Source organism: Allorhizocola rhizosphaerae (assembly GCF_003426775.1).
In the GTDB taxonomy this organism is placed as follows: Bacteria; Actinomycetota; Actinomycetes; order Mycobacteriales; family Micromonosporaceae; genus Allorhizocola; species Allorhizocola rhizosphaerae.
In genome coordinates, this window is the sequence record NZ_QJUG01000073.1 from 16,382 (window position 1) to 36,343 (window position 19,962).

The 19,962-nt window shown below is 68.5% G+C and carries 9 protein-coding genes; 6 read left to right on the forward strand and 3 right to left on the reverse strand.

What is annotated here, in order from left to right:
- Positions 1–156: 156 nt before the first annotated feature.
- Positions 157–6,912, reverse strand: coding sequence for a polymorphic toxin-type HINT domain-containing protein (locus tag DM816_RS17635; protein WP_117211336.1), 6,756 nt, complete (start codon positions 6,910–6,912; stop codon positions 157–159).
- On the reverse strand, positions 6,909–11,924 hold the full coding sequence (locus tag DM816_RS17640) for a LamG-like jellyroll fold domain-containing protein (RefSeq protein WP_162907576.1): 5,016 nt from the start codon (positions 11,922–11,924) through the stop codon (positions 6,909–6,911). Before DM816_RS17640 ends, DM816_RS17635 begins: the two co-directional genes overlap by 4 nt.
- Before the next feature lie 213 nt (positions 11,925–12,137).
- Here DM816_RS17640 and DM816_RS17645 point away from each other — a divergent pair, with 213 nt between their 5' ends.
- From DM816_RS17645 to DM816_RS17665, 5 genes are read left to right on the forward strand one after another with little or no spacing between them, the layout of a single operon-like run.
- Entirely contained in the window at positions 12,138–12,962 is an 825-nt protein-coding gene (locus DM816_RS17645; protein ID WP_117211338.1) for an ESX secretion-associated protein EspG, read from the forward strand.
- An 8-nt stretch (positions 12,963–12,970) separates the two neighbouring features.
- Complete coding sequence (locus DM816_RS17650; protein ID WP_117211339.1) at positions 12,971–13,234, forward strand: WXG100 family type VII secretion target; 264 nt, start codon at positions 12,971–12,973, stop codon at positions 13,232–13,234.
- Between the two features lie 3 nt (positions 13,235–13,237).
- Positions 13,238–13,537, forward strand: a complete 300-nt coding sequence (locus DM816_RS17655) for a hypothetical protein (protein WP_117211340.1) — start codon at positions 13,238–13,240, stop codon at positions 13,535–13,537.
- Positions 13,538–13,539: 2 nt separating this feature from the next.
- Complete coding sequence (locus DM816_RS17660) at positions 13,540–15,255, forward strand: hypothetical protein (protein WP_117211341.1); 1,716 nt, start codon at positions 13,540–13,542, stop codon at positions 15,253–15,255.
- Positions 15,256–15,273: 18 nt separating this feature from the next.
- Positions 15,274–15,744: a DcrB/PsbP domain-containing protein gene (locus tag DM816_RS17665; RefSeq protein ID WP_117211342.1), complete on the forward strand. Its 471-nt coding sequence runs from the start codon at positions 15,274–15,276 to the stop codon at positions 15,742–15,744.
- Between the two features lie 66 nt (positions 15,745–15,810).
- On the opposite strand, the gene DM816_RS17670 is transcribed toward DM816_RS17665, so the two are convergent.
- Positions 15,811–16,761, reverse strand: a complete 951-nt coding sequence (locus DM816_RS17670) for a hypothetical protein (RefSeq protein WP_117211343.1) — start codon at positions 16,759–16,761, stop codon at positions 15,811–15,813.
- Between the two features lie 140 nt (positions 16,762–16,901).
- Between DM816_RS17670 and DM816_RS17675 the strand changes: the two genes are divergently transcribed.
- On the forward strand, positions 16,902–19,962 hold a 3,061-nt coding region (locus tag DM816_RS17675), incomplete at its 3' end, for an AfsR/SARP family transcriptional regulator (RefSeq protein ID WP_117211344.1).

The following is a 19,962-nucleotide window of genomic DNA, read 5'->3' on the forward strand; positions in this document are numbered from 1 at the left end:
AACCGTTCGGACACCAGCGAAGCCAGGTCCACCGCGCCGCGGGGTCACGAGGTCGATCGCGCGTGGCGCCCGGTCACGTCCGCGTTTGTTGTCCCAGTGCCACCGTGGTGGTGGTGCTGGACTCCCGACACCGCTGGAGTCCAGCACCACCGCCTTCTAGTGGAACTTGTATCGCTTGTACTTCCACCCCGTTGGGGGTTTGCGGTTCGTCCACTTATAGCGCAACCATTTCGCCAAGCGCACGAACGCGACTCCCGCCAGACCCAGAGTCAGCTCGATGGCAGCCACGAACCCTGCCCCTGTCCCTGCCTGGAGCCCTTTGGTGATGTTGCCCCCAGCTCGCACCGGCGCCTCGGAGATTTTCTTCCGCCTATTGATGCTTTCGGCCTGTTCGTTGGCTTCGTCGGCGAGCTTGTTCCGCCCTCCGCGCGGGGGGAGCTTGACCGGGCAGGTGCAGTCACCATCGCGGTCCTTCAGCGGCCTGGCTGTTTTGCCGTCGTGACCGGGCACGGGGCACGCCCCCGCCTTGTTGTTGTGGACGAGGACGGGCGTTTCGGCCGCGACGATGTAATAGGTGTGCGGGCCGGCGACCGTGAGATCGTTCATCCACTTCAGGCCGATCGTGTTGTCGACCTTCGTGACGACGACGGTCTTGCCATCGGTGTCCCGCAGGCGATGTCCGACCTTCAAGTCCCCCGCGTGGACCCACGCGCCCGCCGTCTCGTCCCAGAACGGGTGGTTCGCCGTGGTGCTGATGGTGTCGGTCGTCTCGTCGCCGTCGACCGCCGGATCGGGATCGACCGTGACCGTCAGCTCGGTGAGCTCCTGGTCGAGGTTTTGGTGCAGATCGACGACCTCGTATGGGCCGGTTTCCCCGGTCTCGGGATCCGTGGCCACGACCTTGTCGCCGAGTTCGACCTCGCGGATGGCCTTGTGACCGCCGTCGGCCATGAGCACCGGCGTGGCCGGGTCGAAGCTGTGGCAGTTGGCCTTCGATGTGCTGGGGGTGTCGCCGCGTTTGCCCGCGCCCTTGGCGGCGCCCACGGCCTCGTCGGCGTGCTTGACCCCCTTCACCGCCGCGCCGATGGCCCGGCCGCCCGGGACCATGTCGGCGATGCCCATCGCGCAATCGCCGCCCTTGCCACCCTTACAGCTCTTGTAGGTTTCGATCGCACCGACCGCCGTGGACGCGGCCCCGAGGAAGGGCGCGGCGATCTGCAGCGGCGGGATCACCGAGCAGGCCATGGCCGCGACCCCGAGGACGGTGGAGATGGTGCCTGCCTTGTCGTGTACCCACTTGCCGACCGACTTGGCCGCTTTCTTGACCGTCGACGCGACCTTCTTCACCACGCTGGTGACCTTGTTGACGGCTTTGTCGAGCCACTTGGGCCACAGGCCGTCCGGGTCGCTGGCGGTGACCGGGGCGTTGTTGGCGTAGTTGTACCCGTTCATCTGCTGCGGGTCCTTGATGTCGATCACCGGATCGACCGAGATGAACCTGCCGATGAGCGAGTCGTACTCACGGGCGCCGAGGTGGGTCAGGCCCGTGTTGTCGTTGGTGCCGCCCACGAAACCCTTGTCCATCGCCGACGGCCACGTGCCGACCGTCTGGCGCAGCGCGCCGAACGGTGTCTCCCGCCGGATCGAGGTGGCCTGCCCGACCGCCTTGACCGAGATCTGGGCCGTGCCGTGGTGGTCACCGACCAGCCACACCACCCCGTCAGCCGCGGTCCGCATGGCGATGGTCAAGTCGCCGTGGGTGTAATAACGAACGCCAACCTTCGTCGCGCCGGCGGTGGTGAAGCGCAGTTCCTGACCGGGCAGATATAGCGTCTTGCCCGTGGGATCTTTGCGAATCAGCCGGTTGCCGTCCGCGTCGTAGATATATGACGTGGTACCGGTAGAGTCCACGCTTGTCGCGAGGCGGCCCTCGGCGTCCCAGGTCATGGTCTGCACGCCGCCACCGGGCGCAGGCCGTTCGATCATGTTGCCCGCGTCGTCATATTTGTAGACGGCGGTGTTGGCGGCGACGAGTTGGTGCTTCCCGGCCGCGATCGTGTAGGTGGTCTTCTTGTCGCCCGTGGGTGTGGCGTGCTCCACCAGCTCGGTGCGGCTGCCGGCCGCGTCATAGCTGAAGCTGTGCCAATACTTCGACGGCCCGCCGAGCGCACCTGCCGTGGGGTCGGGCCGACAGTCGCCATTGGACGGTGTCCACGCGTCCTTCAGCTGTCGCAGGTGGTCGGTGCGGAAGCACTGGTGATCCCCGGCCACCAGATCCGAGATCTTGACTACGTTACCCGAGGCGTCGTACTCGAACCGCTGATCCGCCACATCCGTCGGCGCGGTCTGCCGGCTGGTCCAGATCTGCCGGAGCCGGCGCGTGTCGGTCTCGTAGGAGTGGGTGATGTCGACCAGCTCACCGTCGTTGTTGCGCAGATGTACCGCCGACACCTCGCCGAAACTGGTGTACTGCGTGCCGGGCGTGCCATCGATCAGGTCCGCTACATACGTCGACGCGTCCAGGCTCGTGCTCAGTGTGCTGGCCTTGCCCCAGGCGTTGTAGCCGTGGGTGAGCTGCTCCATCGGCAGGTCGCCGAACGCGGGCAGGCGCGTGGTCGCCGACGAGCCGTCCGCGTGATACGTGTAGGTATAGCTGTAGGAGCCACCCAGATCCGGGTCGGCGATGGTGTATTTCGTGCCGGTCGGATGGTAGTCGAGGGTGTAACCGGTGTGCTCCTTGATGTACTGCCCGCCCGCGTCGTGCCGGATCGTCTTGACCAGTTCCCCGTACACCGCGGTGCCGTTGGAAAGCGTGTCGTAGACCCATTCGGCGCGCACCGGTCCGGTCCCGTCCGCGCCGTCGTGCGACGAGCGCTTGCGGCCCAAGGCGTCGTACCGATACGAAATCCAGTCGCCGTTGCCGTCGCGCGTGGCCTCGATGTCGCCGGCGTCGTTGTGCCGGGTCAGGGTCGTGCCCTTGTCCGGGTCGATGTTCTCGATCTGCTTGCCCTGCAGGTCGTACTTGTACTGCCAGACATTGTTCGCCGCATCGACGATCTTTGTCATCTCGTCCTTGCGGTTGTACTCGAACACCGTCTTGTCGTAACCGGTGTCGCTGCCGGCCGTGAACCCGGTCCGGTAATCCCGCCGCTCGACCGTCTTGTCATCGGCGTCAATGATCGTCGACGTGGCGGTGCCCCCGGCGGGCGGCGTGACATCCGTCCGGTCGCCGCCGTAGCGGGTCGTGGTCCGCCACTTCTCCGTCCCGCCCGGACTCGCCGGTGGCCCGTCCACCTTGTGGATGACGGCGGTCTCGCGCCCGGCGCCGTCGAACTCGACCACTTTGAACGACGGGATGGTCCCGGTCGGCTGGAAGATGTCCACGCTCGGCGCGACCGGCCGACCCGACGAGTTGTAGGCCACGTACTCGTCGTGTGTCTTGAACGAACGCCCGGCGCTGTCGTAGAACGTGTCGGTGATGACCGCGGACCCCGCCCCTCGCTCGTCGGGCTCCTGGGTCTGGCGTAGCCGCAGCAGGCTGTCGTGCAGTTTGTAGCTGACGATGTAGTCGCCGGCTGGGTTTAGTCGCTTCGAGATGACGACGGTGTGGGCGTTGTTGCGGATCAGGTACTCGTAAACAATGCTGGGCGTCGCCGTGCGCGCCCGGTTGGGCAACCACACCTGGGTCAGCCGGCCGAGGCCGTCGTAGCCGAACTCCACCTTGCGCCCGTTGACATCCGTCGTCGACTTCGGCAACCCGAACGCGGGCTCCAGCGCCGTCAGTTTCGGTGTCCAGTTGAGGTGGTTAACCTCAGACGTGCCCGTGACCGGCCCGCCGGTCGCCGGAGTGTAGGTGGTTGTGGTCTTCGCCCCCCGCACATCCCACGATTCCAGCACCCGGCCGTGGATGTCGTGCGTCGCCCGGCTGGACACGTGATAGGTCGGGGCCCCACCGTTGTACGCCTTCAGCGTCTCCGTCTTGCTCACCAGCCCACGGCTCGGCACGGTGGTCGTGTCCCCCGACGTCCACGCCGCCTGGTCGTACGAAGTCTTCGTGTCACTGATCACGTCGTCGTCGGTGAGCCCACCGGCCAACGCGCGAGCGCAGTCCACGGCGAACACCCGCACGCGCGCCGTCTCGTCGGTGAGCCAGGCGGCGGTGTTACGCACGTAGTCGGTCAGCGTGCACTTCTCGTCACCCGCGACCGGCTCGCCCCGGTCCTCGGTCTTGACCGCCATGCCGTACGCGTCGAACTGGAGGACCGCCGTTGAGGTTGTCCGATGTGGACGGCCCCTGTCGAGCGCCGTCCTGGTGTGGGTGGCGCTGCTGTTGACGAAGCGCGCGTGCACGGTGGCGCCGTCCAGCGTGCGGGTCGCGGTCGGGGCCGACTGCCATGGTTCGACCACCGTGGCCGAAACCTCGTTGGCGCCGTTGTAGGTGATGGTCTCGCGCACCTGCCCGGCGAACGCGTCCTCGTCGTTGACGGCCGGGATGTTGCCGATCGCGATGGCGGGCAACTGCACGTTGCGTGTGCCCGACGGCAACTTGTCACCGTGCATGCCACGGAAATAGCGCCGCTCCTCCACCGTCTGCGGCCCATCCGTACCGTCGCCCTTGACCGTGCGCACAGCACCATAACCACGCCACACCGACCACGTCTTGTACTCCTTCTTGATCATCCCGTCTTCGTCGGTGTAATGCCACGCCGCAGCACCCACATAGTCGTAATGCGTGAGCGCACGCGACGACGCACCGAAGATGTCGGCCTCCACCACATCCGTGACCACATACTTGTGGAAGAAATCGTTGATCGGATTGGTGTGCCCCGGCGGAATCCACCTCACCGGATAACACCGCAGGCCGTTGTCCTGCAACGCACTCTGGTTGGGCATGCGCGAACCCGGCACACAATCCTTGGCCGAATACGTCACATCAAGCTTCCCACCCGCCTCTGACGTAATCGTCCTGATCCGGAACCGGTTCATCGCCGGATACTGATCCCCCGCCGTGTCCACCCGATTCGGAAGATACTGCCCGGTGAACGTGATGTCCGGAATCGTCGTGCGCGGGCCCACGTCACCATCCGGCGAACCCACATGCGTGATCTTCTCCAGCCACAAAGCCGGGGTGATGCTGTCGGTCGGATCCGGGAACGTGTGCGTGAACGCCCACTCCTCCACATCACGATAAGCAGAACCACCCCACACCTGCGTCTTGACCCCGACCAGCCGCTTCTTCGTCCAAAACGACGGCGCCGTCTGCGTCAGCGCACACGTCACAGCCGTGCACTCCTCGTCGAGCGGGACGTCGGGCCAATTCTTCTTATCCGCACAGTTAGCCAGACACCGGTCCGCCACGGTGAACAACACCTGCATCGGCGCCGGCCCCGCCGAACCCGTCCGCGTCCCATACTCAATCTTCTGCAGGTATCCGTCGCGGTCGTAGACCGTGTCGTCCTCGACCTTGTTGTTACGCCCGTACTTGTTGGTCTCCTTCACATACGTCAACGACATCGTGTTGCCGTGCACGTCCACGACGTGGTCGAGCTGCCAGCGGTACGCCTGGTTGCAGTGCGACGCGGCAAACGACGACTGGTGACACGGCTCGCCGCTGTGGTTGCCGAACACGGTCGACACCAACGTCGCATTGGACCCGGCACGCCCACCGAACCACCACTGCGTGCCGTCCGGCGTGGTGGCCACCCACCACTCGCCGTCGTTGTCGGGGTTGGAGCCGCCCGTGTTCGGGCCTCCGGTCCGGCGTTCCACCTTCGTGCCATCGTCTTCGCGCAGATGCCAACGATTGCCCGCGCCCTTGATCAGCTCGCCGGCATGGCCGGAGAAGGAGATGGTGGCGTTGTCGGTGTCCCAGCACTGATCACCGGTCTTGGTGGTGTTGTTGGCGCCGTTGCCCATGTCTTCCGAGCACGTGTTGTAGCGCCGCTCCACATAGCCGGGATGCCACTCGAAGCCCTCCCCGATCCACGACGGCTGATTGTTGGCCGACGCCATGCGACCGTCCACACTCGACGACGAGTAGCCCAGCGCGATCGAGGGTGCCGGCCCGTTGACGGCCGGCGGAACCCGCAGGTCGTACGACCACGAGAAGTCGCCGGTGTTGCCACCCGCGTTCCACGTAGCCGACGGCGACAGCGAGGTCGCCTTGTAGTCACCGGTCGAGCCCGCGGGCGCCGCGGCCAGAGCCACCAGCGCGCCGCCTTCAGTGCGGTTGAGCACCGGCTCGTCGGCCGCCGTCGGACCGTGCACCGGGCTCGCCTTCGTCGACGCGCCCGTCACCCCGACCGTGGCGGTCACGGTCGCGCTCCGCGCGTCGTTGACCGAATCCAAAGGCGTGGGCTGGCAGGCCGGCGCGGTCGGGGTGGTCAGGGCGCACTCGGGCAGCAGCATAAGGCGCAGCCGGTGGGCCCAGTCCCCGCCGTAGGCATGCCGGAACCCGGCATACCCGACGGAAACCCGCACCGGCCCGGCCGCCGCGACCTCATCGGCCCGGCTCACCCGCAGCAGCACGCCATCCACCCCGGCCGCCCTGGCCTCGTCCCGGCCGAACGCGTGCACGCGTGCCTGCGCCAGCGCCGACGACTCCACCGTCACCGGAAGGTCGCCCGCAGCCACCGCCGCCGCACCACCCAGCCTGCGCTCACGCGCCGACGGCAGCACCACGTCCACAGTGGACCTCACCGGCCACACCGGATCGGCGGCTTGGAAGGGCCGCCCCGTGCTTTCCGGCTCGACCCGCTCCGGCCGCACCGACTGACCGAAGATCTTCGGCTCTTCCTGCGCCTTGGGCGGCTTGTATGGCGCGGCCGTTGCGGGCAGCGCGTGGGCGGACGTCGACAGCAGCGACACGATGGCCACCACGGTGACGCTCCAGACCCATTTGCGCGGACTCATGAGGCACCTCCGGTGCGGTAGATCTCGACCTCGGCGAACTGCATGTATCTCAGGGATGTGCCGACGACGCGCAGTTTGGAAGCCATGCGGGTGTCGAAGACGAACACCTCTCCGGCGCCGTTGGCCGGCCTGGGATAGTTGTCGCGCTCGATGACCGCGAACCACTGATAGCCGTCCCAGACCTCGATGGTGAAGTTGGCCGGGAAGTTCTCCCCAACGTGCCCGGAATCGGTGCGCGGGAAGAGCACGACGCGGTTGACCTCCTGTCGCGGGAAGCTGAACTCGACCCACTCGGTGTGGTCCACATCGAGCTGGGAGTACGAGCTGGCGCCCATCGGCCCGCGGACCCCGTCGTTGACGGCTCGCGGAGACCAGCCCCACTGCTCGGTCGTGGACGAGAACGCGGCCGGGCGGCAGCTGGCCAGGTTCGGCCCGAGCAGCTCCGTCGCGAGTGGAGTGACCGGTGCGAACAGCTCGACCTCGGCGAACTGCATCACGGTCAGCGACGTTCCGGTGATGCGCAGCTTGCTGCCGCCCGTCACCGGAAACGAGAAGCTCTGCACCGCACCGGTCGTGGGCGTCGGATGGTTGGTCTTGGTCACCACCCGGGTCCATGCGCCGCCGTTCCACACGTCGACGGTGAAGTTCGCCGGGAAGCCGGCCCCGACGTTGCCCGTGTCGGTGCGCGGGTAGAGGTCCACGCGGGAGAAGGACTGGTGCGGGAAGGAGAACTCGACCGTCTCGGTGTGCGGCGTGTCCTGGGGAGCCGAACTCCAGCCCGCCGGACCACGCACGCCGTCGTTGATCGCGGGCAGCCTCCAGCCCCAGATCTCCGGGGCGCTCGACGATGCCGTGACCGTCATGCAGTTGGCGAGGTTGGGGCCGATCGTGTCGGCGAGCACCCCGACGTAGGCTCGCACCTGGTCGATGTCGCCCTTGAACGGGCCCGCCGCCGCGCCGCCGAGCCGTTGACGGCCCAGAGCGAACACACCGCCGCCGTCAATCGCCGTCACGGAGGGGGAGGCCGATTGCGCCACCCCGTCGACGTGCAGGCGGGCCCGCTTGGCGACCGCGTCATAGGAGCCGACGAGGTGCACCCACTGGCCCGGCACGGCCTCCTGGTCGGACAGGACATCCACTATGGACGGTGCGGTGGCGCTGTCCACGCGGGCGAGGGAGAAGACCCATTTGTTGCCGGGCCCGCTGTAGCCGAGCATGAACGCCGCCGTGTTCGCGGCGTCCTGGCTGACCGCCGCCTGCCTGACCCCGTTGGCAGCGGATAGCTTGACCCACGCCTCGACTGTGAAGGACTGGTCGGTGTGCAGGACCGGTGACGTGGTCGCCATGTGCTGGTTGACGCCGTTGAGCCGCAGGCCTTGGCCACCACCGTGCCCTGCGTCGTTGACAATCACGTCGCCGATGTTGGGGATGTTGTGGTAGTTCAGGTCGTGGAACAGGCCCGACACGTCGGTGTTGGGGTCGGGGCAGCACTCCAGATTCCACTTGCCGACCAGGCCGGTGCCCAACCGTCGCGGGTCTGCGAGCGCAGCGACCTCCTCGCCGAAGACGTGCCGGTTCCACACCTGCACCTCGGCCAGCGAGCCCGCGAACGACCTACCGATGACCAGTTTTGCCGTGGTGTCCCAGGTTATTGCGCCCGTTGCCGCGCCTTCTTCGCGGCCGTCCACATAGATGCGCAGGGTATCGGTCGCCGCATCGTATGCGCCCGCGATGTGGGTCCACACGTTGAGTTGTGGCGCGCTCAACGACTGCGCGGTCTTTACCGCCCCATCGTTGTTGGTGGTCACGAAGGCCCATCGGTCGGTGGCGTTGTCGAAGCGGAGCTCGAACGCGGAGCGGTTGGTGTCGCGCTGCGTCGCGATGACCCGATCGGCGCCCTTCTGGCCGAGCCTCACCCATCCGCCGACGGTGAAACTCGCAGACGTGTCCATCAGGTCGTTTGTGTCGGCGTAATCGTCCGTCCCGTCAAGGGAAAGCGCGGTGCGCGGGATGTCGCCCTCGACCGTGTGGATCCGGCCGGTCGCGCCCAGCGTGCCGCCGTGCAGGTCCGCAGTCCGGCCCTGGCCCGTGTTGTCGCGCAGCGTGGTCGAGCCGGCCGCGTCGGCCATGTTCCAGCGGGCGAGCGCGGGCGGGGGTGCGACGACGGTGAACTGATAGACCTTCGTCGCCTCGTTGCCCGCCCGGTCAATCGCCGTCACGGTAAGGGTTTTCGCGCCACCGGAGTACGGCGTCCAGGTCACGGTCGGGTTGGCTCCGGAGACGGTGTTGGTCGCGCCGTTGAAGCCCCACCGGTAGGAGACGACGTCGTAGGAGCTGGAAAACGTGAACTGGCCGGGCACACCGATGCCGCCGCTGGTACCACCCTGGGGATAGACGGTCGAGATCACCGTCGGCACCACCGGCTTGGTGACGTCCACCATGAACTCGCAGTTGCCCGGCATGTTGGTCACGGGCGATATGCCGTAGACGCCGGGGCGGCTCGGCGCGTCGTTGGACTGCGCGCGGAAGGTGTAGATCCCGCCGTCGGCCAAGGGCATCGTGGTGATCTGGCCGTGAGTGTTGTTCGGGATCAGGTCCTGCATGCCCCCGCCGACGTCCACAAAGGACCCCGCGGTGTTGCCCCAGCCCGTCTTCAGCGCGGCGTCGCCGCCCGAGGTGTAGCTGACCTGCCAGGTGCCCGTGTCGCCCCGCCAGCTCATCATGTCGGCCTTGCCGTCGCCGTTGTAGTCGCCCGCGAGGGGCACGTCGCTGCGGTTGACCGTCCGGTTCGCCAGCGCCGCACCGGTGTGCGCGACGTGGAAGGACTGGTTGGACGGCCGGTAGTAGGCCACGTCGTCCTTGCCGTCGCCGTTGAAGTCGGCGATCAGCGGCACATCGCCCCGCGCGCCGTGGGTTTTGAAGTTCACCGTCGAGCCGCCTGTGTAGGCCACGTACCACTCGCCGGTCCCCGGGCGCCAGATGACCGCGTCATCCTTGTTGTCGCCGTTGATGTCGCCGGCCAGCGGGACGTCGCCCGCCGTGCCCCAGGAGAACGCCGGCAGTGCCGAGCCATCGGTGTGGTAGATGTACCACTTGCCCTCGCTCGGGCGCCACACGGCGGTGTCGTCCTTGCCGTCGCCGTTGAAGTCGGCGGCCAGCGGGACATCCCCGGTGATGCCCCACTCGCGGAACAGGCCCGTCCCGCCGCCGGTGTAGGCGACGTACCACTTGGCCTCGCTCGGCCGCCACACCATCGCGTCGGCCTTGTTGTCGCCGTTGAAATCCCCGGTGACGGGAATGTCACCGTTGACCCCCCACTGCCGCACGGGCTGTGCCGCACCGTCGGTCAGCGACACGTGCCAGGTGCCGTCGGAGGGACGCCAAAAGGTCAGATCGTCCTTGCCGTCGGCGTTGAAATCGCCCCGCAGCGGGACATCCTTGTACTTCCAGCGGGCGTAGGCGAAGTGCAGCTGCATGGTGTCGCCGTCGCCATCGGTCGCGTGCGCGCGCAGCGTCGGCGTGAACGTGGCGATCGCGGGACGGTTGTCGCCGGCGACGCAGGGCTTGCCGTCGACGGTGAGGTTATTGGGCGTGGCGGGCCGGATGTTGACCGGCACCACCAGTTTCGCGGTGTGCGCGTCGTACTTCTTCCAGGCCTCGGGGTTGGGCTCGTCCACGGCGCGCAGACCGTAGGTTGCCCACGCCCCGCCGGTGTCGGCGAGCTGTTCCATTTCGGCCTGCAGCGTCGGGTGCGCGAATTCGCTGTACTTGCGCTGGGATTGGCACGACTCGGTCAGGTGCGACGCCGACGCGTGCAGCCAGTGAACGTGGTTGTTCGACCAGTCGGTGCCGGGGCCGAGCGTCGCGTTGATGCGCCGCAGCTCCGTCCAGTGGGCGGTGCACGACTTCGAGTGGAGCAGGTCGATGGAGAAGACCACGCCGGGCAGGACCTGCTTGCCGCTCAACTGCGAGGTGTCGAACTGGAACAGCGACCGGTATGTGTCGGTGAAGCCGGGAGCCTTGCCGACCTTGGCGCAGTTGGTCCCGGCGGGATGGCTTCCGGAGCAGTCGGTCCGGTCATAGCTCCAGTAGGACTGTGTCTGATGCGCAGCATTGATCATGGTCCAGGCGACGGTGCCGAGCGTCGGGTCGACGAAAACCGGGAACTCGACCGCCGAATCGTCCAAAAGCGACGATGGCGTAGACAGGGTCAGCGTGCCCTCCGCGACCGACACGTCGATGGGGGCGACCCGTGCGGCCTCGCCCGGCCGGGCCGCCGTGCTGCGCCGGGCCCGCATCCCGCGGGGATTCGGCGTCGCGGAGTCCCAGGCCAGCGGCGCGGGCGCGACGAGGATGGGCTTACCGGACACATCGACAGCACGCAATCCCCCGTTGTCGTCCCGCTCCCAGCGCGCGCCGGTGGTGGCGAACCGCACGTCGCGCAGGGCCGGATTGCGTGCCGCGGTGGCATCCTTGACCACGAGCACCTCGGAGAAGCCGGTGTGCAGCGCGGTCAGCACGAGGTCGACGCCCGGCAGCACCTCGGGATAGGTGGCGGTGGCGCCGTTGACGATCGGGCGCGGCAGCGTGCCCGGCCACGCGATGCCGAACTCGCGTCCGCTCACCAGTGGGCCGGTCCCGCCGCCGGAGAAGGTCAGCGGCACGGCCACGGCGGCCGGCGACAGCGTGCCGTCGGGATTGGACAGCAGCGTGGCGTCGAGCGCGGACCAGGTACCGTCCCGTTTGCGGGCCCGTTGGGGATGGGCGGCCAGCTCGAGGACGCGCGTCCCATCCGGATTGATAAATTCTTGATTTTTCTCGGTACGGTGTGCGAGCACCTCGACCCGGGACGAGCACCGCCGGGCCATCTCGGCCGCCGACCTCACATCGGCCGCCTCACCGGCGCAGGCGACCGGTCCCGGGGCCGCGCCCGCAGGCGAGCCGGATAACGGCACCCCCGCACCGATCAGGACGGCGAGTGCGATTGCGCAGAGCCAACGACGCGGCGACATTTGCGGGTCCTCCCGAGGATTGCCGAGGAGATCGATCGGCATAGACCTACCAGGAGCTGCTGCCAATCCGCTTTCAGAACGCTGTCAACGCTTTCCCACAGGGACGACGGCGCGTCCGCTTAGTCGACCATACAAATCGGTAGATGTAGCGATATTGTGCGCTGTGAACCCACCTTTACTTGACGTTGACTCGCGCTTCCTACGGTGGGCCACATGGGAAGCGCTATCGGCGAGTCGTCATTGGTGCTCAGCGTCGAGCAGCTCGTGGTGCTGGGCGGGTTTCTCGGCGAGCCGGTGCCGGGGTATGTCACCAGCGCGCTGGAGGAGCTGACCCGCGCGCGGCGCGAGGCGACGCTGACGATGGCGCGACAGTCGTTAGTGGAGCGTGGGATTCTCATCCCGGGCGAGCCGTTTCGCATCCCCGTCACGGCCGCGCGCCTGCTGGAAATCGCGTGCCGCCCGGCGATATCCGTGATGATCCACCGCGGCAAGGGTCCACATTGGTCTTCGCGCACGGTGCGCATCGCCGGGGTACCGGACGCGTCCGTCGAGTTGTTGTCCGACGGTGACGCGTTCCGGCTGACCCCGCTGCACACCGAACGGCTGCCGGAGCGGATCGCGATGCGGTGCAGGCTCGCCGCGACGCCCGCGCCCGCCGGAGCCGGGGTGACGCTCCCGTTGAACGTGCTGCGGGAAGCCGCCGCGACCGGTGTCCCCGACGCGGCCATCGCGCTGCTCAAAGACGGCGGGGCGCCGGAGGCCACCGCGGAATCGGCGGGAGCGGCACTGGCCGCCGGAGAACGGTTCGCCGTGAGCATCGTGATGCGCGCGGGCGCCGGTCAACGCACCGGATTCGAGATCGCCTGGGCGGTCGCGCCCGATGGCTATTGGCTGCTGCCACCCGCGGCCACGCCCATGGGCGGTGGCGGCGGCAATGGAAACGGCGACGACGCGGACGATCTCACCGCCAAACTCGTGCCAGCCGGGGGCGACGACGTGCTCGACGCCCTGACCAAATCACTTCATATCGATTCCTAGGAGGAACCGTGCCCACCATCGGCGGAGAACTCGACCAGCTGGCCGCGCTGAAGGCCACCTTCGACCGGCAGTCGGGAATGGTCGCTGACGTGCTCAGCACCATTCGCGGCCAGCTCGGCAACACCTACTGGGAGGGCCCGGCCGCAGCACGCTTCCGCGAGGCGTGGCAGAGCGACTTCGAGCCGATGCTGCAACGGTTGCAGCAGCAGATGGGCGAGGCCGCCACCGAGATCTCGCGCCGCCGCGACGCCCTGATGAAGGCCGGCTCCTAAGCCATGCCAGCCGATCCGGCACGGCTCGAAGAGCTCGCCCGGGTGCTGCTCAACCGGGCCGACGACCTCTACTACCTGGGCCAAGAGCTGGTGCGCCACGGGGACAGGGCCAAGTGGCGCTGCGCCAAGGCCACCCGGTTCCGCCAGTCGCTGCGCGGCCGGCGCGCCGAGGCCATGCGGCTGGCCGTCCAACTGCGTGACCTCGGCCGCTGGCTGCGTGCCCAAAGCCAGCAGGCCGCGGCCGCGTCCACACCCGACGGCGCCGCTCCCGCACCGGCGCCGATGCCGAGGAAGTCCACCTGATCATGGCCGAACGCATCGTCATCGACACCGACGACCTTCGCGAGGTGTCTCGCGTGCTGCAGGGCGCGCTCCAACGGCTCGGCGACATCCGGCTCGATCTGGCCCGTGCCGCCGTGGAGCTGCAACGCGACGCGGGCGCGCACACCGGGTACCAACAGGTGATGGCCGGGCTGGAAAGCCTTGGCGCACAGCTGACCGCCGACCATGACACCCTCGCCCATGAGGTGCTTGCGTTGGAGGCGGAGGAGGGACTGCCGCCGGCCAACGCGCCCAAGCAGACCGAGCCCGCGCCGCAGCAGCCGCACGGCGACAAGCAAATCCCGGTCTGGATCCTGCGCCTGGTCAACATGGTGCGCCCCGCGCCCGAGCCATGGGACAAGCCGTGGGTCAACGCCGACGGCAGCATGCCCGCACAGCCCAGCGCCGCTGCGAGGGCCGGTTTCGGTGTCTCGTGGGAGGAACGCGGCAGGTTCGACAGCGGCATCGTCTCTGGTTCGGGAGTCGCGAGCGCCTCGGCGGGCGGCTGGGCGTACGGCGAAGCCGACCACCGCGTCGACGAGAAGGGCAACCACCATGTGTCCGCGAAGGCGGGTGTCGGCGGCGAAGTCACCGCACACGCCGAGGGCCGCATCGACGCCGGGCCCGTGCACGCGCAGGGTCAGGCCGATGCGGCGCTGCGCGCCAAGGCCGAGGCCGAAGCGGCCGCCTCGATCGGGCCCGACGGTGCATCGGCCAGCGCCAAGGCTTCCGCTGAGGCGACCGCGAGCGCGAGCGCCTCCGGAGAGGTGGGAGTGGACGGTGTCGGCGAGGCCAAGGGTCACGCCGAAGCGGAAGCGGGCGCCAAAGCCGATGCCGCCGGGGCCGTCTCGGTCGGCAAGGACGGCGTCTCGGCCAGCGGCGGCGTCGGTGCGGAAGCGGGCGCGGAGGCCGGAGCCGGTGTGTCCGTGGGCGGCAGTGCGGCCGCCGTCGGCACCGGCGTGGAAGTCAAGGCCGGTGTCGGCGTCGAGGTACGCGGCGGTGGCTCGCTAGGGTGGGAGAAGGTTGGCTTCGAGCTGGATCTGGGAATCGCGCTCGGCGTCGGAGCCGGGTTTTCGCTGGACTTTTCCATCTCGCCCAAGGAAATCTTCGAAGCCTTCAAGGACCCGATCGGGACGGTCGAGGGCCTGGCCAGTGGCGCCGCCGACATCGTGGGAGACGCGGCCTCCAGCGTGGCCGACGCTGTCTCCGACTTCTTCGACCCGGCGGTCGCCGACAAGCTCGAGGACGCGTCGGCTGAGGACGGTGCCGTGGGCGACCTGGCCGCAGCGGCTGCACAGCACGCCGCAGACGCTGTCGGCGCCGCGGAGCAACAGGCCGGTGCCGGCGGCCTGGCGGACGCGGCCGCCGAAGCGCGCGATGCCGCACAGCAAGCCGCAGAGGCGGCGAGCACGACAGCACAGCAAGCCGCAGAGGCCGCGGGCGACACGGCAGTCCACCAAACGGCCGCCATGGCGGGCGATCCGGTCGGCGCAGTTGCGGATATGCACGAGGCGGCGCAAACGGGCGGTGGTGCCGCGTCGAAGGGCGGGGGCGCGCCTTCGTGGGAAGGACTGTCCACTTTGCTGCAGGAGGCGCTCCTGCAGGGTACCCAGCAAATTTTGGAAAACGTCCGAGAAGTGGCGCGCGAAGTCGCCGCGATGCGCGCCCAGGCAGGCGCCGCACGTTTCCTTCTCCCCTAGTGTGACCGGAGTCCGAGCATGCAACTGACCTATCCTGGCCCGCTGTCTCCCACGCCGCCCGCGTTCCGGCTCAGCCTTCCCGCGGGGTGGGAGGAGCGTCCACATGCGACAGCCGCAGCATTCGCGGTCGACAGCCGCTCGCCGGCGGGGTTCACCGTCAACCTGATCGTGCTCCTGACCCGCGTGTTGACCGATGACACGCTGGACCAACTGATCGACCAGCTGCAAGCGGCACCCGCCGCCGGCGTGATGCAGCCAAGGTTGGAGGGTCGGCAGCGGAGCACGATAGACGGGCATGATGCCGTATTGTCCGCGCTCACGCTGACCGCGCCGAGCCTGCCTTTCCCGTTGTTCCAAGCACAGGCGGCGCTTTTGATCGGCGGGCAGACACAGCATCTGGTGCACTGCTATGCCACCTGCCCGGCCGCGGTCGCCGAACAATACGGCACGGCTTTCCGGGCAATCTTCGAAACCCTGCGCTTTGACTGAGAGAGCGCGCGGCCACCGCGCGACAACGGTGGTTGTCATGCGATGGCCGCAGGGATGGGTGCGGGATCAAGCCGCGATGGTCCTCAGCTCGGCCCGTCCACTACAGGTGACCGCGCCGACGTTCTTGAAGTAGATCCGGAGCTCGCGCTCAGAGGATCCATCAGTGTTGATGCGCTGTTGGTAAACCACGCGCGTGACCTCGAACTGGCACGGCTCGGGCCAGCTGCCCTGGGGCGCCACTCCGACCAGGTAGGCCGAGGTGACGGGATTGGCGTTGTTCCAGCTCCCGATCCGGGTCCCGCCGGGACCCGTGCTGGAGATGGCGAAGGTGCGGGAGACACTGGTGGAGCCGAGCCGTATGTCGGTCTGACAGGTGACGCTGCCCACGTTCTTGACCTCCACCCAGAACTGGCGGAGATCGCTCCCGGGCTGCACATACCAGGAGCGTGTGGCCTGGAACTTGCAGTCCGCCGAGCTCGTGGCCCCGCTCGGGTTGAGCCCGGCCACCCAGTTGGTGTCCCAGCCGACGTTGAAGAAGTGCCACTGGGTCTCACCCGGGGCCATCCCGCCGGTGGAGCCTTCGACCACGCTGGTCACCGATGAGAGCAGAACCGTTGCGCCGCAATCGATAGAGCCGACGTTCTGGATGGTGAAATGAAACAGCCGCAGCCCGCCCGATCGCTGGACGTAATGGTTGCTGATGGTCTCGAACTCGCACTTGGCCGCGGTGCTGGCGCCGGCCGGGTTGAACCCGATCACATAGGTGGCGCCGGCCGAGATGCCGGACACGGTCCAGCCCTGCTTGGCACCGGCCGCGACCGTGCCGGTGAACCACGTCGCGGCGAGGCCGACCCCGCCGTTTATGGCGGGACCGAGCCCGCCCGACGCCATCGCGGCGGCCCGCACGTCACGGGATGCCGGTTCGGCCGGCCGGCCTGCCTGCGCCGTGCCGGCGGAGGCGACGAGCGTGCCGAGCACCGTCGCGGCGAGGACGGCCGCGCGGATTCTTCCTGTCATTAAGGCTCCTTCACACAACGATCCGAGCTACCCGCCCGGCGTCCACCAGGCTGCGCGGGCCGGCTTGCCATCGGCTATTCGTCCGCTAGCCGCCCTGGCAGGGGCGCATGCAATGATCGATACGTCGACGTGGGGGTGGCATGAAATGGCGTGTGCTCGGTCCGGTCGAGGCCGTGGTGCGGGGCGAGCCGTTGCCGTTGGGGCGGCCCCAGCAGCGCGCCGTGCTGGCGTACCTGCTGCTTAATGCCAATGTGGTGGTGTCGGCGGAGCAGCTCGCCGAGGCGCTGTGGGGCGGGGCCCTGCCCGCGAGCGCACGCACGCAGGTCCAGGTCTGCGTCTCCCGGCTGCGGCAGCTGACCCGTGCGGCCGATGTGCCCGATATGATCCTTTCGGATTCCGGCGGGTACCGATTCGAGCTCGCAGGCGACGATCTGGACGCACTGGTCTTCTCCACGCTCACCGCCGATGCGCGGCGGCACGCCGAGGCCGGCGAGCATGAACGCGCCGCCGTCCTCTTGCGACAGGGGCTGGCGTTGTGGCGCGGCCCGGCGCTTGCCGGCGCGTCCGCCGCGTTCGTATCGTCGGCCGCCGCCAACCTGCACGACAAGCGGCTGGCCGCGTACGAGGACCTGTTCGACGCCGAGTTCGCGCTCGGCCGGCATGCCGCCGCGGTCGCGCCGCTGCGCGAGCTGGTGTCCGAAAACCCTTGGCGCGAAAGCCTTGCCGCGCAGTTGATGACCGCGCTGGCCGGGTCGGGGCACCGGGCCGAGGCGTTACAGGTGTTCGAGCGGGTCCGCCGGCGGCTCGCCGACGAGTTGGGCGTCGATCCGGGGGCGCGGCTCGCCGAGACCCATGTGCGGGTGTTGCAGCGGCAGTCTGCGCCGAGCAAGCCCGCGTCGGCTGCCCTCAACGCCCTTCTCCCAGCTCAGCTGCCCGCCGACCTGTCCACTTTCACCGGTCGCGACCGCGCTCTCGCCGCGCTGGACGCGATGCTGAGCCGCGCTCGGGAAAGCCGCGCCATGGCGGTCGTCGCGATCGTCGGCACGGCCGGGGTCGGCAAGACCGCGCTGGCCATCCGGTGGGCCCATCGGGTGCGGCAGCTGTTCGATGGTGGGCAGCTCTTTCTTGACCTGGGCGGCTATTCTTCCGGAGCGGCACTCGCGACGCTGGACGCGTTGTCGCGCTGCCTCCGCGCGCTCGGTGTGCCGCCTGCACAGGTACCAGATAATGTCGTTGAGGCAACGAATCTTTACCGTAGCGTGCTCGCGGACCGGCGGATGCTGGTCCTGCTCGACAACGCTCGCGACACGGCGCAGATCCGGCCGCTGCTGCCCGGGGGCGCCGGCTGCCTGGTGATCGTGACCAGCCGTGGCCGCCTCGATGGGCTGGCCGCCCGGCACGACGCACAGCGGCTGTCACTGGATGTGCTCGCGCCGGAGGAGGCAACCGCGCTATTGACGCGCGTCATTGGCACCGACCGGGTCGCCGGGCAGCGGACCGCGGTCGCCGCGCTGGCTCAGGACTGTGCACGCCTGCCGCTGGCACTGCGCATCGCCGCGGCCGATCTGCACAGCCGTCCACATGAGACGGTCGATGGGTACCTGGCGCGGCTTCGCGCGGGCGAGCCGCTGACCATGCTGACGATCGGCGAAGGCGAGCAGATCGCGGTGCGCTCCGCGTTCGCGGTTTCCTACCGGACTCTGCCGTCGCGCCTGCAGCGGCTGTTCCGGCTGTTCGGCCTGGTGCCCGGTGGCGATGTGACGGTCGAGTCGGCAGCCGCGATGCTGCGGTGCCCGACCGACGAGGCGGCGGAAATGCTGTCCAGCCTCGCCGACGCGCACCTGGTGCAGGAGCGGGGGCCGGGCCGGTTCGCCACACACGACCTGCTCGGCCGCTATGCCGCCGAGCTCACAAACGCCGAGGGCGAACAACGGACATTGTGTGATTTGCTTTCTTGGTACCTGTTCAGCGTGCACTCCGCGGCTGACCGGTTGTGTCCACATGTGTTGCGCTTGCCCTTACGGCTGCCCCCGCCCGCAAGTTCGCCGATGCAATTCACCTCCCACATGGACGCTCTTGCCTGGCTCGACGGGCAACGGCACAACCTTGTCGCCGCGACACGGCATGCGGCACGCCAAGGCCTGCACGCCTTGGCCTGGTCGCTGGCGGACGCGCTGCGCGGATACCTGTGGCTGGGAATGCACACCACCGAATGGTCCCAGGTCGCGACGATCGGCCTTTCCGCTGCCCAGGCCGAGCGGAATGAGCAGGCCGAGGCGGCGGCCCGGCTCAGCCTCGCAGTCCTCAATTGGCGGCTGGAACGGTTCCCCGAGGCAATCGACGACTATCAGCTGGCGCTGGAGTCCGCGAACCGCTCGGGATGGCGCGACGGGCAGGCAACTGCGCTGGGCAACCTGGGCCCCGTCTTTCGCATGACCGGCCGGCCGCGCGAAGCCTTGCGTGTCATGGAGCAGGCGCTGGAGCTCAACTGGCGCAGCGGCCGGATCGCGGGTGTTGCCGTCAACCACAACAATCTCGGGATGGTCTGTGCCGACCTCGGGCGGCTCAGCGAGGCCGCGGAACATCATCACGCGGCGCTCGCCTTGGCGCACCAGGACGCGGTTTCCAGCCGGGCACTCATCCTGGGCAATCTGGGCGCGGTCTACCATCTGCTCGGCCGGTCGGATGAGGCGTTACAGACGCTGACCGACGCGCTGCGGCTGCACGAGCAGACGGGCAGCCGGGGCCGTGGCACGACGCTGTGCGCGTTGGCCCGGGTCCACTGCGATCGCGGCGACCGTCCACAAGCGACAAGGCTCGCCCGGCAGGCGCTCGACATGGCTCGCGAACCGGCCGAACCCCGGCTGGAAGCCGTCGCTCTGCACATCCTGGGCATCGCCGCCGGGAACGCCGGCATCCTGTTGGATGCCTTGACCCGTGCGCGCACATCCGCGGACCGCTACATCGAAGCCGACATCCTCGTGAGCCTCGCCGAACTCGGCGAGCCCGCCGCCCTCTCCTGGTGCCACGCGGCGCTGTCCATCGCACAGGACTGCGGCTATCGGGTGCTCGAAGGCCAAGCGCTCGCCGCCCGCGCCGTGGCAGAGTGCCGGATCGGCGACGTCGCCGCCGCCCGGCACAGCGCGCGGCTGGCCGCGCGATCGCACGCCGCCACGGGCCACCAGCCGGGCACGGATCGCG